Source organism: Streptomyces sp. SID12501, from assembly GCF_010550245.1.
Classification (GTDB): domain Bacteria; phylum Actinomycetota; class Actinomycetes; order Streptomycetales; family Streptomycetaceae; genus Streptomyces.
This window is the reverse complement of the sequence record NZ_JAAGLU010000055.1, coordinates 1-13,962: the sequence shown is the minus strand read 5'-3', so window position 1 is coordinate 13,962 and position 13,962 is coordinate 1. Positions and strand designations below refer to the sequence as shown.

Here is a 13,962-nt window from a genome sequence, read left to right as displayed (position 1 = left end):
CTGGTGTGCTACTGGGCCAGTTGCGCTTCCAGCGTCGACGGGTCGCCGGACACGGGCTCGGGCAGCCCTCCGGCGGCATTGACCAGGACGTCCAGGTCGCCGAGCTGGGCGGCGAGTGCCCTGACCCGCTCGGTCGAGGTGGCGTCGCAGACCACGCTCAAGGGAGGGGGGCAGCTGACCTGAAGCCGGAAGTGCAGCAGTCCGGTGGCGTCGGCGGACACGGGCTTGCCGTCGGGGTCGGTGACCGTGGTCACCGTCAGGTCGGCGGTCGTGGCCAGCTTCTCGAACTGGTCCCGGGTGTACCAGTGCAGGATCCACGGGCGCTCCACGACGCTGCTGTCCGAGCCGTGGTGGCGTTCGTAGCGCAGAAGCGTCGTCTGGGTCCGGGCTGTCTCGTCGCGCTGCTCGGCCACGATGGAAAACCGAAGCTCCGCCCCGTCGGGGGCCACAGCCGTGCGTACCTGGCCGATCTGGTCGGCCGGGGTCGGTGCGGGGGTGAACAGGGGTACCAGGGCGGTGCCGCCCTCCGCCAGGTGAGCGCGGATGGCGCGCAGGGCGGCCAGCGCCGCGTCGTCGTCGGGGAGCAGGGTGAAGGTCGGTCCGGCGAGGAAGATCGCCCGGTAGCGGCGGGGCAGGCTCAGAGCTTCCATACGCTGGTGGAACACGGTGGCACCGATGCCTTGTTCGGCTGCCCGGCGACGGAGGCGTTCGAGCATGTCCTCGGAGGAGTCGACGCCCTCCACGTCCAAGCCGCGTCGGCGCAGTTCGAGCAGCGGATCACCGTCTCCGCATCCAAGTTCCAGTGCCGGCACACCGGCTTGCCGGATGAAGTCCGCGTAGGGCTCGGGGTCCTGGGACGAGGATTTCAGCGGTCCGTAGAGGTCCGCGACGATACCGGTGTAGAAGTCAGCTGGGTCCACGGCCGCCACCCTACGCAGCCCGTCCCGCACGTTCACTCGAATATCCGGGGGGCGCTCACGATGAGTCCTCGTGTTCCGGACAGGCGACCGTGGAGCCCGTCGCGTCGCGTCACGAGTCGTCGGCGCCTGTCACCCAGGACCAGCGGTGCGAGATGTCTCCGTGGTCCCGATTGTCGACGCGGGTGACATCGGGCCCTCCCATGGTGACCGATCCCAGCCCGCTCAGCAGGGTCAGGTACGCGAAGAAGAGGGTCGCGCACACGGTGACACAGAAGGCGAAAAGGGGCCCGGATCCCTTGCCCGTCATGTGGATCACCTGCAGGAATCCGTAGCCACAGAGGATCGTCGCCAAGGCATAGACCTTCCACAACACCCCGTGCACTCGCTGCTGACGGCGCACTTCCGCGAACGACGGAAGGGCCACCAGGAGCCGCGCCCCGCAGTGGTCGCACGTCTCAACGGTTTCGTTCACCCGCTTGTCGAAACGCTCCAGACAACCGGTCATGGCGTTGCTGAGACAGATCGTCCGGGACGGCCTGTTGCCCGACTCCCTGCTGATGCTGTGCGTGATCCTGTACTCGAAACTCCCCGTCACCTCAGCGGCCACGGCTCCCCCTTCGCTTCCCCGTCACAACCCGGAAGATCACTTCCAAGGTCGGTCGCCACCGGTTACAGGATCTGGGCGACTGAGGCGAGATCAACCCTCAGTCAGAGGCGCCTTCCTTGTCCATCGATCCTGCCCGCATCACTTGATCCAGAACTTCATCAAGAACTTGATCCAAACGAAACGGCCTAGACCCGCCCCCAGGTCCCCCGGTCCCGAGCCACCGCGTGCAGTGCCTCCACGTCCGCCGGTTTCAGTACGCCCCCGAGGCGCACCAGCCCCGACAGATCCGTGTCCTGGAGCACCCTGACCTCCCGCAGCGGAACCGTGATCCGCAGGTCGGCCGGACCTGCCAGAGCCAGGACGGGGTGGACCTCGGCCGTCAGCGCGTACGAGGCCCGGTCGGCGTCCGAACGTACCCGGCGCAGTAGCGGGTCGGGGTCCCGGCGCCCCAGGGAGACCATCGGGTCGGCCACCAGTACCCGCTGTTTACGGGCGTACAGCGTGTGCACCGCGAACAGTCCCCCCGGGCCGATCACCAGGTGGTGGATCCGGTCGCCGCCGGGAAGCGGGAGCGAGTGCAGGGTGTGCCAGCCCGCGCCCTCCAGTGCCTCCAGGGCCTCACCCACCGCCTGTTCCGCCGTCAGGGCACGCCTTCGGGGGTCCGGGCGGAAACGGTGGGGTGGGCCCGGGTCGCGGTCCAGGGCGATCTGGAGGGCCTCGCCGGGACGGTTCGGGGCCAGGTCGTCGTCGGGGTGGAGGGAGAGGCGGGCCAGTTCCGCCGGGGTCGGGACCGGGGGCGGGCCCACCGTGACCGGGCCCGTCAGGAACGGGCCCAGGGCCTCCAGTACGTCCCCTCTGAGGTCGTCGCTCAGCAGGTTGACCCGGGACGACTCACGGTCGTACCAGGCGATGTTCCGCCCGTCCGTCAGGCACACGTACAACCGTTCGTGACCTTGGCGCCAGGCCGGTACGACGCGCAGTCCGCTCATCCACCATCACCCCTATCCCCGCATGGCCATGGGAACAGGCGGGGTGCTGCGGGGGCAAGGACCCGGTTACCTTTGAAGGGAGTTGGGGCGGAGTTGGGTGCCCGAGTGGGGGAGGCGGCGTAGTTGCGGACCCGCAGGAAGGAGCCCGACGTGCCGGCTCCGGGCAAGCCGTGGAGCGAGATCGTGCCCGGGCTGTGGATGGGCGGACACGAGTTCACTCGTCGCCCGGGGGAGATCGAGTTCGCCGTCGTGCACGATGAGTTCGACCTGGTCATGACCCTGCTCAAGCTGCCCGGGTACGGGCCCGATCCCGGCGTCGAGCATCACGTGTGGTCCATCCCGGACGGGCCGCTCGACGGGACCCAGCTCGCCGGCGTGATCCGGCTCGCCGAGGCCGTGTGCGCCGCGCTGGAGGACGGGCGCAGGGTGCTCGTGCGCTGTTACAGCGGCTACAACCGCTCGGGGCTCGTCGTCGCGCACGCCCTCGTCCTCGACGGGTACGACACCGAGGAGGCGATCCGGCTCATCAGGTCCCGCCGCTCCCCGTGGGCCCTGCACAACGAAAGGTTCGTGGAGTACCTGCGGACGGGCCTGTCCACGGCCCGGCTGCTGGAGGAACTGACGGAGTAACCCGCCCCGCAAATGCGACTTCCCTGCGAATAAGGTGTCGTGGAGGAAGCGGCTCATCCACCGTCGCCCGCCACATCCTCCCCGGCCCTCTCGCAGGAGTGCAGTGAATCCCAGCCGCACCTCCCGCGCTGCCCGCGCCCTGCGCGTCTCCCGCGCCGCCCTCGCCGTTCTCGCCCTCGCCACCGCCACCTCCGCCTGCGGTGACGCCGGTGGGCTGCGCGGGGCCGGGCCGACCGCCACCGCCGTCAGCCCCGCCCGGCTCTGGCCCGAGCTGCCCGCCGCCTCCAGCCCCGCCTGGGACTACGGCGAGGCCGAGACCGAGACCGTGAAGGGCGTCACCGCCCCCGGCGACGACATCCACAAGGTCGACCCGGTGGCCGTCGTACGGGCCGAGATCGCCAGGCACGCCGACACCTACACCGCCGACGGCTCCCCGTACGCCGGAACGGCCGCCGGAATGGCCGCCTGCGGCCGGAAGAGCCATACAGGTACCGACACCGGAACCGACACCGACACTGATACCGGCGGCGGTACCAGTGCCTGTCCCGTCCTCAAGGCCTACTACCGCGACCTCACCGGCGACGGCCGCGACGACATGGCCCTCGGCTTCCGGCTGCTGCCGGGCAACGGGACGGCCGTACGCGTGTACACCTTCCAGCGGCACAGGCTGGTGCAGATCATGGCGAACGACGACGCCGTGACCGCCGTGGAACTGGCCGGCCGGGCCGTGATCATCCGCTCGCCGTCGCAGATCCCGGGGTACGAGTACCGCACCCAGTGGACCTGGGACTCCGAGCAGAAGGCGATGCTGCTCACCCGGGACGAGTTCCTCCGTACCGGCAAACCCAAGCGCCTCTCCTCACCCCTGCCCTCCTCCTCCGAGAGTGCCCGGTGAGGGTCTCGCTGCCCGGGTGGGCAGGCACCCTCGCAGCCAAGGCCGCCCTGTTCATCACCGGGATGTGCTGCGCCCTCGCCGCCCTGCTCGGCGTCCTCGTGCATGTCTCGGTGACCCATCAGACCGTCGACCAGGCTCGCGACCGCGCCCTGTCCCGGCTGGTGGAGGCCACGGCGGCGTACGAGGCCGGGGACGCGCTGAGGCCGCACGCCGGTATCGATCCCGAGGGGCTGCCGAAGGCGCTGCGGACGCTCGCCGCGGCCGGGGAGCGCGGCACGATGGTGACCGACCACGACGGGGTGCCGACGATGTGGGCGGCCGGTCCCGCGGACGGCGGGCACGCACTCGCCGTCGCCCTCGACTACTCGCAGAGCGCCCGTACGATCGACGGCCTCGACCGGGCCATCCTGTGGTCGTCGGGCCTCGCCATCGGCGCGACACTGCTGGTCGGCGCGTTCGCGGTGACCCGGGTGACCCGTCGGCTGCACGCGACCGCCCAGGTGGCCCGCCGGATCAGCGCCGGCGACCTGGACGCCCGCGTCGACGACGCCCGTACGCAGGACCCGAACCGCTCGCCGGACGAGGTCGCCGCCGTCGCCGCCGCCCTCGACACCATGGCCGCCTCGCTGCAACGGAAACTGCTCAGCGAACAGCGCTTCACCGCCGACGTGGCCCACGAGCTGCGCACCCCGCTCACCGGGCTGCACGCGGCAGCCGAACTGCTGCCTGCCGGGCGGCCGACCGAGCTGGTCAGGGACCGGGTCGCCGCGCTGCGGACACTCACCGAGGACCTGCTCGAAATCTCCCGGCTGGACACGGGCAAGGAGCGGCTGGAGGTCGACACCGAGGCGCTCGGCGCCCTCGCCGAACGGGTCGTGCGGGCTTCCGGAGCCACCGGAGCCGACACGGAGACACTCGTCGTCCGTGACGCCCTCGTCGACACCGACCGGCGTCGGCTCGAACGGGTGCTCGGGAACCTGGTCGCCAACGCCCACCGGCACGGCCGTACGCCCGTCACGCTGACCGTCGACGGTCCGGTCGTGACCGTGCGGGACCACGGTGACGGCTTTCCGGAGTACCTGGTGGAGCACGGGCCGCAGCGGTTCCGTACGGAGGGCGGGGCGACCGGGCACGGGCTCGGGCTGACGATCGCGTTGGGCCAGGCGGAGGTACTGGGCGCCCGGCTGACTTTCGCCAACGTGCCGGAGAGTGACGGCGGTGGCGCTCTGGCAACGCTCACGCTGGCCGAATCACGGGGGCCCGCCACCAACGGCCCAGCGTGACGGGCGCCTTACACGACGCACTCCTAGCGTGGCGGTTAGTCAGCTCTGTCCTGCCAAAGGAGCCCACATGTCACCGCGGACCACCCTGACCCGCCTCGGCATAGCCGCCGCCACCACCGCACTCTCCGTCGGCGCCGTCACCCCGGCACTCGCGAGCCCCGCCGACGACGACTGGGGCAGCAGCTGGAACCAGCAGCAACAGAACAGCCAGAGCAGCCAGAACAATCAGAGTAGCCAAAGCAATCAGAGCAACCAGAACAGTCAGAACAACGACGGCGGCGGGCAGCAGCAGAGCAACAACAGCTGGAACCAGCAGAACAACAACCAACAAAGCAACAACCAGCAGAGCAACAACAGCAGCTGGGGCCAGCACAACACCAGCAGCAACAGCAACACCGTCCTCTACAAGGGGATCGTCACCGCCAACGGCGGACTGCGGCTGCGCAGCGCGCCGAACCGGGGCAGCGCGATCATCCGGGTCGTCCCGAAGGGCGCGATCGTCAACATCTTCTGCAAGACCGGCGGCGAGAACGTCGACGGCAACTCGCTCTGGTACCTCCTGACGGACGGCACCTGGGCCTGGGGCGCCGCCCGCTACATCGACAACATCGGCGCCGCACCGCGCTTCTGCTGACCCTGGTCGTGCCCTTTACCCGGCACAGCGTCACGCAACATTCCATTCATTTTGGGTAGATTCCGGGCATGACGAAGCCCGGAACCACCGTGGCGGCGGAGTACGGGGAATCCCCGAAGCCCTGGCTCTCGGAGCCCGCGGATCCCTCCGCTCCCGCCCCGCGCGTCCCCCGGCGCCGTGGCATCGAGCTGGCCCTCATCGTCGTAGCCGTCCTCCTCTCTGTGTACGGCTACTGCGATGTGGGCCTCGCGAAGAACGGCACGGTCCCGCCCGGCGCCGCCGGTTACGGCGCCGGGCTCGGCGTGCTCGCGCTTCTCGCCCATCTCGCGGTGCGCAGGCGCGCCCCCTGCGCCGACCCGCTCCTGCTGCCCATCGCCGTGCTGCTCAACGGCCTCGGCCTGGTCCTCATCTACCGGCTCGACCTGGAGACGCCGGGGCACCGGGCGGCCCCCGCCCAACTCGTCTGGTCCACGGTGGGCGTGGCGCTGTTCATCGTGGTCGTCGTCCTGCTGCGCGACCACCGGGTCCTCCAGCGGTACGCGTACGTCTGTGTGGCCGCCGCCCTCGTCCTGCTGATCCTCCCGATCTTCTTCCCGGCGGTGAACGGGGCCCGTATCTGGGTCCGGGTCGCCGGATTCTCCTTCCAGCCGGGCGAGTTCGCGAAGGTGCTGCTGGCGGTGTTCTTCGCCGCGTACCTGGCCGCGAACCGGGGCGCGCTCGCGTACACCGGCCGCCAGATCTGGCGGCTGCGCCGGCTCCAGCTCCCCACCGGGCGGGTCCTCGGCCCGATCGTCGCGATCTGGCTGCTCAGCGTCGGCGTACTGGTCCTGGAGCGCGATCTCGGCACCTCGCTCCTCTTCTTCGGCCTCTTCGTGGTTCTCCTGTACGTGGCCACGGGCCGCACCGGCTGGATCGCGGTCGGTCTGCTGCTGGCCGCGCTGGGCGCCTTCGCCGTCGGCACCCTCGAACCGCACGTCCACAGCCGCGTCGAGGACTGGCTGCACCCGTTCGCGACGATCGAGGCCGGCCAGGGTCCCAACCAGTTGTCCCAGTCGCTGTTCGCGTTCGCGGCGGGCGGCATGCTCGGCACCGGTCTGGGGCTCGGCCACTCGATCCTGATCGGCTTCGCCGCCAAGTCGGACTTCATCCTGGCGACGGCGGGCGAGGAACTCGGGCTGGCCGGTCTCTCCGCGATCGTCATCCTCTACGCCCTCCTCGTGGAGCGCGGCTACCGGGCGGGCCTCTCACTGCGCGACCCCTTCGGCCGGCTGCTCGCCGTCGGCCTCGCCTCGATCGTGGCGCTCCAGGTGTTCGTGATCGCGGGCGGGGTGTCGGGCCTGATCCCGCTCACCGGTATGGCGATGCCGTTCCTGGCGCAGGGGGGCTCGTCCGTCGTCACCAACTGGATCATCGTGGCGCTGCTGATCCGGATCAGCGACTCGGCCCGGCGACAGCACACAGAGAACAACGACGGGCGGCCCACACCATGACGAGACAACCCGAACGGGCAAGAAAACCAAGGCAGATGACGCGCTGCATCAAGCACGCCGCCCTCTTCTGCGCCCTGTTGCTCCTCGCCCTCCTCGTCAACTTCACCCGCGTCCAGGTCGTCCAGGCCCAGCGCTACGACGACAACTCGGCCAACCGCCGCCAGGTGATCGCCCGTTACGGCCAGCCGCGCGGTGCCATCCTGGTCGGCCGACGGCCGGTCACCGGGTCCACGGACACCGGGGAGCAGCTCCGGTACGAACGGACGTACAAGAACGGCCCGTTGTACGCCCCGGTCACCGGCTTCGCCTCCCAGGTGTACGGCACGACGTTCCTGGAGCACGCGGAGGACGGCATCCTCTCGGGCAGCGATCCGCTTCTCTCCCCGTTCCCCCTGTGGAACGACGTGACGCGCGCGCAGAACCCGGGCGGCGACGTGGTGACCACCATCGACCCGGCCGCCCAGCAGGCCGCCTACGAGGGGCTCGGCGGGCGCAAGGGTGCGGTGGCGGCCGTGGAGCCGTCGACCGGGCGCGTCCTCGCGCTGGTCTCCGCGCCGTCGTACGACCCGGCGGCACTGTCCGGCAACGGGCTTGCCGTGGAACGGAGTTGGCGGCGGCTGAACGGCGATCCGGACAAGCCGATGCTCAACCGGGCGGTGCGGCAGACGTATCCGCCGGGTTCGACGTTCAAGGTGGTCACGGCGGCGGCGGCCCTCGACGCGGGGGTCGTCACCGATCTGGACGAGCCGACCCGCTCCCCCGACCCGTACCGCTTGCCGGGTACGTCCACGGTGCTGACGAACGAGGGCGACGGATGTGCGGACGTCTCGTTGCGGGCCGCGTTCACCTGGTCGTGCAACACGGTCTTCGCCAAGCTGGGTGTGGACGTGGGCGTCGCCGACCTGGCGACCACGGCGGACGGGTTCGGCTTCAACGACGCGGGGCTGCGCATCCCCTTCTCGGTCGCGCGGAGCACCTTCGACCGCCACGTCGACAAGGCACAGCTGGCGCTGTCCGCGATCGGCCAGTACAACACCCGGGCCACGCCGTTGCAGATGGCGATGGTCGCGGCGGCGGTCGCAGGCGGCGGCCAGGTGCCCTCCCCCTATCTGGTGGAGCGGACAACCACCGCGCACGGCACGACAGTCGCGGCCTCGGGTGTACGGAGCCGGCTCCGGGCGATGAGTCCGTCGACCGCCGTACGGATGCGCGAGCTGATGCGGGACGTCGTGGAGCGGGGCACCGGCACGAACGCGGCGATCCCCGGCGCCACGGTCGGCGGCAAGACCGGCACCGCCCAGCACGGCATCGGCAACTCCGGTACGCCGTACGCCTGGTTCATCTCCTGGGCGCAGGGCGAACGGGACGTCGAGCCGACGGTGGCCGTCGCGGTGGTGGTCGAGGACGCCTCCGCCGACCGTACGGACATCAGCGGGGGCGGGACGGCGGCGCCGATCGCGCGGGCGGTGATGGAGGCGGTGCTCGGCAGGTGAGAAAAGGGGGTGCGCGGACCGGACCTCCGACCTACCGTGCGGCCATGACGCCATCATCCGACGCCACGTACGAACTCGCCCAGGTCAACATCGGCCGCCTCAAGGCCCCTCTGGATTCAGCTCAGTTGAAGCCGTTCGCCGACGGCCTCGACCCCGTGAACGCCGTAGCCGACGCCTCGGACGGATTCGTCTGGAGGCTGCAGGGCGAGACGGGCGACGCGACCGACACGCGCATGTTCGACGACGAGTGGATCCTGGTGAACATGTCGGTGTGGCGGGACATGGACGCCCTCACGGCGTTCATGTACCAGGGCCGGCACCGGGAGTTGCTGGCGCGCCGCCGGGAGTTCTTCGAGCGGCTTGCAGAGGCGGTCACGACCCTGTGGTGGGTGCCGGCGGGACACCGGCCGACGGTGGAGGAGGCGGAGACCCGACTCCTCCATCTGCGTGCGCACGGACCGACGGAGTACGCGTTCACCCTGCGTACGTCATTCCCGCCAGGCCCGTCGAGCCCGCTGGCGGACCCGGTGTCGGACCTCGTACCGGACCCGGACCCGGTGCCGGAGTCGCTCAGCCGATCGGTTTCCTGATCTCGTCGCGGATCTTGACGGCGGTCTCGGCAGCCGCCGCCAGGTCCACCTGGGCGGGCTTCTTCGTGACCGTGTCGGCGGTGATCTCGGCGATGGAGGCACCGGTGTTGCCGTCCACCCAGCCGCAGATGGGGATGGTGAGCTCCGTACCGCCCTGGGTCTGGACGAGCACCTCGCAGGTGACGGTGACGTCGGAGCCGGCCGGCTTGAAGTCCTTGGGCTTGACGGCGACCTTGGCTCCGCTGCCGCCTGCCGCGCCCTTCATCATGTTGTCGCGGGCCAGGCCGGTGTTCTTGAACCGTCCGTACATGCCGGAGATCACCAGCGTGCCCTTGGCCTGGTCGCCGCCGAGGCTGTACTGACCGACCACGGCCTTGGTGTCCCGGGCGTCCCAGGCGCCGTCGGCCTCGTCCTCGATGGCCTTGCCCTCGGAGCCGGAGAGGTCACCGGCGAGCTCGTACTTCTCGTCGAGGACCTTCTGCGGCAGCGTCAGCTTGTACTCGGCGTCGGGAAAACCGGTGTCGGACTTCACGCCGATCCAGTAGAGGCCGGCCACGCCCACCACCGCCAGCACGACGACACCGCCGATGATGCCGAGGATCAGCCCGAGCCGGCTCTTCTTGGGCGGCGGCGCCATCGGGGCGCCCCAGGCGGCGGGGCCGGGCGCACCGTAGGGCTGCTGCTGCCCGTAGGGGAACGGGGGCGGCTGCTGCTGGCCGTACGGGCCCGGCTGCTGTGGGCCCTGGTACGGCGGCGGAGGCGGCTGCTGCCCGTAGGGCCCCGAAGGGGGCGGGCCGAAGGGGTCGTCGGGCGGCCGGGGCGGCGGAGTCGTGGACACGCCAGCACGCTACTCCACTCGGGTGACCGCGTAAGCCGTGCGTAAGGCTGCGCGCAGTTCCGCACACAGATCTACGCATAGCTCTACGCACAGTTCTGCGCACAGTTCTGCGCACAGCTCGACGCGTAAGTAGCCCCCAGGGGATTGACCGAGTTGCTGACAAGCGGTCTCATAAGAGGGTGACGACAGTGACGGAAGCCGAGATACTCCGCGACGCGCTCGGCGTGCTCAAGGACCGGGAGCAGGTCGCCGAACGGCTGCTCGACGCGTCCGCCAAGCACTCCTTCGACCCGGACAAGGAACTGGACTGGGACGCCCCCTTCGAGGACGGCAAGTGGTTCTGGCCGCCCGAGCTGGTCTCCCTCTACGGCACTCCGCTGTGGAAGCGGATGAGCGAGGAGCAGCGCATCCTGCTCTCCCGGCACGAGGCGGCGGCGCTCGCCTCGCTCGGCATCTGGTTCGAGATCATCCTGATGCAGCTCCTCGTACGGCACATCTACGACAAGGCGGCGACGAGCGCGCACGTCCGTTACGCCCTGACGGAGATCGAGGACGAGTGCCGTCACTCGAAGATGTTCGCCCGGCTGATCAGCCGCGGCGGCACCCCGTACTACCCGGTCAGCCGGACGCACCAGAACCTGGGCCGCTTCTTCAAGACGGTGTCCACCACCCCCGGTTCCTTCACTGCGACCCTGCTCGGCGAGGAGGTCCTCGACTGGATGCAGCGCCTGACGTTCCCGGACGAGCGCGTCCAGCCACTGATCAGGGGCGTGACGAGGATCCATGTGGTCGAGGAGGCCCGCCACGTCCGCTACGCCCGTGAGGAACTCCGCCGCCAGATGGTGACGGCCCCCAGGTGGTCCCAGGAGTACACCCGCGTCACATCCGGCGAGTTCGCCCGGATCTTCTCGGTCGCCTTCGTCAATCCGGACGTCTACGCGAACGTCGGCCTGGACAAGGCGGAGGCGATGGCGCAGGTCCGGGCGAGCGGGCACCGGCGGGAGGTGATGCAGACGGGGGCACGGCGGCTCACCGACTTCCTGGACGACATCGGGGTGTTGCGGGGAGTGGGGCGGCGACTGTGGGTCGCGTCCGGGTTGCTGGCACCCACCAGCCCCGCGTAACCGCTGCGGGCATGCGTGCCTGCGGCACCCGATTACGCTGCCCCCATGACCTCCACTCCCGCATACCGACGACTGGGCGTCGAGGAACGGAGACACCAACTGCTCGAAGCCGCCCTCTCCCTCTTCGCGCACCGCCCCCCGGAGGACGTCTCGCTCGACGACGTGGCGGAGGCGGCCGGCGTCTCCCGCCCCCTCGTGTACCGCTACTTCCCCGGCGGCAAGCAGCAGCTGTACGAGGGCGCGCTCCGCTCCGCCGCCGAGGAACTGGAACTCTGCTTCGACGAACCCCCCGAGGGCCCGCTCGCCCAGCGCCTCTCCCGCGCCCTGGACCGCTATCTCGCCTTCGTCGACGAGCACGACGCCGGCTTCAGCGCCCTCCTCCAGGGCGGCAGCGTCGTCGAGACGTCCCGTACGACGGCCATAGTCGACCGGGTCCGCCGTACCGCCGCCGAGCACATCCTCAGCCATCTCGGGGTCGCGGAACCCGGCCCCCGGCTGCGGATGACCGTACGGATGTGGATCACCTCGGTCGAGGCGGCCTCGCTGATCTGGCTGGACGAGGGCAAGGTGCCGCCGGTCGGCGAGCTGCGGGACTGGCTGGTGGAGCAGTTCGCGGCGTCGCTCGGCGTGACCGCAGGACGCGACCCGCAGACCGCGGCGGTCGTACGCGACGCGCTGGGCCCGGATACCGGAAACTGATCCCGTGAAGAGCCAAGACACCGCCTTCGAGGGCGGCCCCCTGGACGGCCGCGTGCTGCCCATCCTGCTCGGGCCGACCGGCCACCCGCCGAAGACGTACAAGGTCCCGGTACCGGACGCGGCCGGCGGCCCCCCGACCGTACTGGTCTACCGCCGCGCCCCCAAGGGCCGGCCGGGAAAGCTGGGCCTCCACCCGGGCTGGAAGTACACGTACGACCCCGAGGGCGACAAGACCGGCGACGGCAGGCTCCGCTGGCCGTGGTCGAAACCGGCCACACCACCAGCCGCCACGCCGCAGGGCAAGCCGGACGACACCGACGGGTGACGGGGTTGGGCCGAACCGCGCACGCTCGGCGCGCGGACCTCGCGCCCGCGTCACAAGCTCGCGGTGCGGAGCGGAAGGGCTGCTCCGCACCGGAGGTGATGACGTGTCAGGAAGGCTTCTGCGTCTGGTCTGTACGGCGGCCATGGCGGTCGGCACACTCCTCGCACCCGTCCCCGCACTGGCCGTACCGGACCCCGGTCCCTCAGCGACCCGGTCCCCCAGCGAGCCCTCCGCGGAAGGGGAGCCCTCCGTCGCCGCTCTCCTGACAGACCTTCAGCGGCTGTACCGGGACGCCGAGCGGGCCACCGGGACCTACGACGCCACCGCCGGGCGGCTGAAGCGGCAGCGGGCCGAGGTACGGCGGCTGGACGGACAGCTCGTGCGCGCCCGCCTCTCCCTGCACGAGCGACGCGGCGCCCTCGGCCGGCTCGCCCGGCAGCAGTACCAGAGCAGCACCGGCATCTCACCGTACGTACAGCTGCTGCTGGCCCGCGATCCACAGCACGCCCTCGAACAGGGCCATGTGATCCGGCAGTTGGCGCTGGAGCGGGCCGAGACGGTGGGCCGACTGGTCGGCGGCGAGCGGCGCACCGACGGTCTGGCGCGCGCGGCCCGTGCCGCCCTGGACGAGCAACTCACCCTCGCCGAACAGCAGAAGCGGGACCGGGACACCGTACGGACGCGGCTGCGGGAGGTCGAGGAGCTGCTCGCCACCCTGAGCACCGAACAGCTCGCCGAACTGGCCGAGTTGGAGCGCGGCGAAGTGACCGGGAAGCAGCGGGAGTTCATCACCTCGGGCGCGCTCAGCACCGACCGGAAGCCGTCCGAGGAGGGTGAGCGGGCACTGCGGCAGGCCGTGGCACAGCTCGGGAAGCCGTACGAGTGGGGTGCCGAGGGGCCGGCGTCGTTCGACTGCTCGGGGCTGACCTCGCAGGCCTGGGAGGAGGCGGGGCGGCCCATTCCCCGGACCAGCCAGGAGCAGTGGGCGCGGCTGCCGCACATCCCGCTGGCCGAGCTGCGCCCCGGTGACCTGGTCGTCTACTTCCCCGGGGCGACGCATGTGGCCCTCTATCTCGGGGGCGGGATGGTCGTGCAGGCGCCGCGTCCCGGCGCGAAGGTGAAGGTGTCGCCGGTCGCGGCCAACCCGGTGCTGGGCGCCGTACGGCCGGACCCGGACGGGGAGCCCCTGCGGCGGTACACACCGCCGAAGCTCCCCGCCGACGCCACGGCGGGATCGGACGAGGGGTACTCCCTCGCGACCGAGCCCACGCGGACCACCGACACCGCCGCCGACTACGCGCCCGTGAGCGAACCCAGGTAGGCGGCCGTCTTCTCGGGCTCGGAGAAGCAGGCCCACGGCCCAACAGGCGTTCTACCAGCGGTTTCCCTCCAACTGGCGTGCCCGTAAGGGGCCGTGGGCCGTCTGTGGGCCGTCAGGTCGGGCG

At 70.7% G+C, this 13,962-nt stretch carries 15 protein-coding genes; 11 read left to right on the top strand and 4 right to left on the bottom strand.

All coding sequences use genetic code 11. The features are described from left to right. Window positions 1–8 precede the first annotated feature (8 nt). From G3I71_RS40965 to G3I71_RS40955, 3 genes are all read right to left on the bottom strand, one after another. A complete protein-coding gene (locus G3I71_RS40965; RefSeq protein ID WP_343243230.1) occupies window positions 9–920 on the bottom strand; it encodes a methyltransferase domain-containing protein in 912 nt (303 codons plus the stop codon). A gap of 109 nt (window positions 921–1,029) precedes the next feature. Next, window positions 1,030–1,527, bottom strand: a complete 498-nt coding sequence (locus G3I71_RS40960; RefSeq protein WP_164323274.1) for a hypothetical protein — start codon at window positions 1,525–1,527, stop codon at window positions 1,030–1,032. A 185-nt stretch (window positions 1,528–1,712) separates the two neighbouring features. After that, on the bottom strand, window positions 1,713–2,516 hold the full coding sequence (locus G3I71_RS40955) for a nuclease-related domain-containing protein (protein ID WP_164323272.1): 804 nt from the start codon (window positions 2,514–2,516) through the stop codon (window positions 1,713–1,715). Between the two features lie 123 nt (window positions 2,517–2,639). On the opposite strand from G3I71_RS40955, the gene G3I71_RS40950 reads away from it, so the two are divergent. From G3I71_RS40950 to G3I71_RS40920, 7 genes are all read left to right on the top strand, one after another. After that, a complete protein-coding gene (locus tag G3I71_RS40950; protein ID WP_203732711.1) occupies window positions 2,640–3,146 on the top strand; it encodes a dual specificity protein phosphatase family protein in 507 nt (168 codons plus the stop codon). A 103-nt stretch (window positions 3,147–3,249) separates the two neighbouring features. Continuing rightward, window positions 3,250–4,041, top strand: a complete 792-nt coding sequence (locus G3I71_RS40945) for a hypothetical protein (protein ID WP_164323268.1) — start codon at window positions 3,250–3,252, stop codon at window positions 4,039–4,041. Next, complete coding sequence (locus G3I71_RS40940; RefSeq protein ID WP_164323266.1) at window positions 4,038–5,324, top strand: HAMP domain-containing sensor histidine kinase; 1,287 nt, start codon at window positions 4,038–4,040, stop codon at window positions 5,322–5,324. Before G3I71_RS40945 ends, G3I71_RS40940 begins: the two co-directional genes overlap by 4 nt. 67 nt (window positions 5,325–5,391) lie before the next feature. Continuing rightward, a complete protein-coding gene (locus G3I71_RS40935) occupies window positions 5,392–5,958 on the top strand; it encodes an SH3 domain-containing protein (protein WP_164323264.1) in 567 nt (188 codons plus the stop codon). A gap of 68 nt (window positions 5,959–6,026) precedes the next feature. Beyond that, entirely contained in the window at window positions 6,027–7,448 is a 1,422-nt protein-coding gene (locus tag G3I71_RS40930) for an FtsW/RodA/SpoVE family cell cycle protein (protein ID WP_203732709.1), read from the top strand. 35 nt (window positions 7,449–7,483) lie between these two features. Beyond that, window positions 7,484–8,941 carry a penicillin-binding transpeptidase domain-containing protein gene (locus tag G3I71_RS40925; RefSeq protein WP_164323262.1) on the top strand — a complete coding sequence of 486 codons (1,458 nt, stop codon included), beginning with the start codon at window positions 7,484–7,486 and terminating at the stop codon, window positions 8,939–8,941. Window positions 8,942–8,985: 44 nt separating this feature from the next. Then, a complete protein-coding gene (locus G3I71_RS40920) occupies window positions 8,986–9,531 on the top strand; it encodes a DUF3291 domain-containing protein (RefSeq protein WP_164323260.1) in 546 nt (181 codons plus the stop codon). Here G3I71_RS40920 and G3I71_RS40915 read toward each other — a convergent pair. Beyond that, the gene (locus G3I71_RS40915; protein WP_164323258.1) at window positions 9,512–10,369 is read right to left on the bottom strand and encodes a hypothetical protein; all 858 of its coding nucleotides are present in this window, start codon (window positions 10,367–10,369) and stop codon (window positions 9,512–9,514) included. The two genes, G3I71_RS40920 and G3I71_RS40915, sit on opposite strands and share 20 nt — an antisense overlap. A 179-nt stretch (window positions 10,370–10,548) precedes the next feature. Here G3I71_RS40915 and G3I71_RS40910 point away from each other — a divergent pair, with 179 nt between their 5' ends. The 4 genes from G3I71_RS40910 (at window position 10,549) to G3I71_RS40895 (ending at window position 13,838) form a co-directional block, all read left to right on the top strand. Further along, the gene (locus G3I71_RS40910; protein WP_164323256.1) at window positions 10,549–11,493 is read left to right on the top strand and encodes a diiron oxygenase; all 945 of its coding nucleotides are present in this window, start codon (window positions 10,549–10,551) and stop codon (window positions 11,491–11,493) included. Window positions 11,494–11,538: 45 nt separating this feature from the next. After that, the gene (locus tag G3I71_RS40905; RefSeq protein WP_164323255.1) at window positions 11,539–12,192 is read left to right on the top strand and encodes a TetR/AcrR family transcriptional regulator; all 654 of its coding nucleotides are present in this window, start codon (window positions 11,539–11,541) and stop codon (window positions 12,190–12,192) included. Window positions 12,193–12,196: 4 nt separating this feature from the next. Next, entirely contained in the window at window positions 12,197–12,517 is a 321-nt protein-coding gene (locus G3I71_RS40900) for a hypothetical protein (protein WP_164323253.1), read from the top strand. Between the two features lie 103 nt (window positions 12,518–12,620). Beyond that, a complete protein-coding gene (locus G3I71_RS40895) occupies window positions 12,621–13,838 on the top strand; it encodes a C40 family peptidase (protein WP_164323251.1) in 1,218 nt (405 codons plus the stop codon). Window positions 13,839–13,962: the final 124 nt, after the last annotated feature.

What these genes read in the sequence shown, in the direction of transcription:
- G3I71_RS40930 (WP_203732709.1), top strand. Translation starts at nt 6,027, where the DNA reads ATGACGAAGCCCGGAACCACCGTGGCGGCGGAGTACGGGGAATCCCCG.
- G3I71_RS40955 (WP_164323272.1), bottom strand. Translation starts at nt 2,516, where the DNA reads ATGAGCGGACTGCGCGTCGTACCGGCCTGGCGCCAAGGTCACGAACGG.
- G3I71_RS40905 (WP_164323255.1), top strand. Translation starts at nt 11,539, where the DNA reads ATGACCTCCACTCCCGCATACCGACGACTGGGCGTCGAGGAACGGAGA.
- G3I71_RS40935 (WP_164323264.1), top strand. Translation starts at nt 5,392, where the DNA reads ATGTCACCGCGGACCACCCTGACCCGCCTCGGCATAGCCGCCGCCACC.
- G3I71_RS40925 (WP_164323262.1), top strand. Translation starts at nt 7,484, where the DNA reads ATGACGCGCTGCATCAAGCACGCCGCCCTCTTCTGCGCCCTGTTGCTC.
- G3I71_RS40920 (WP_164323260.1), top strand. Translation starts at nt 8,986, where the DNA reads ATGACGCCATCATCCGACGCCACGTACGAACTCGCCCAGGTCAACATC.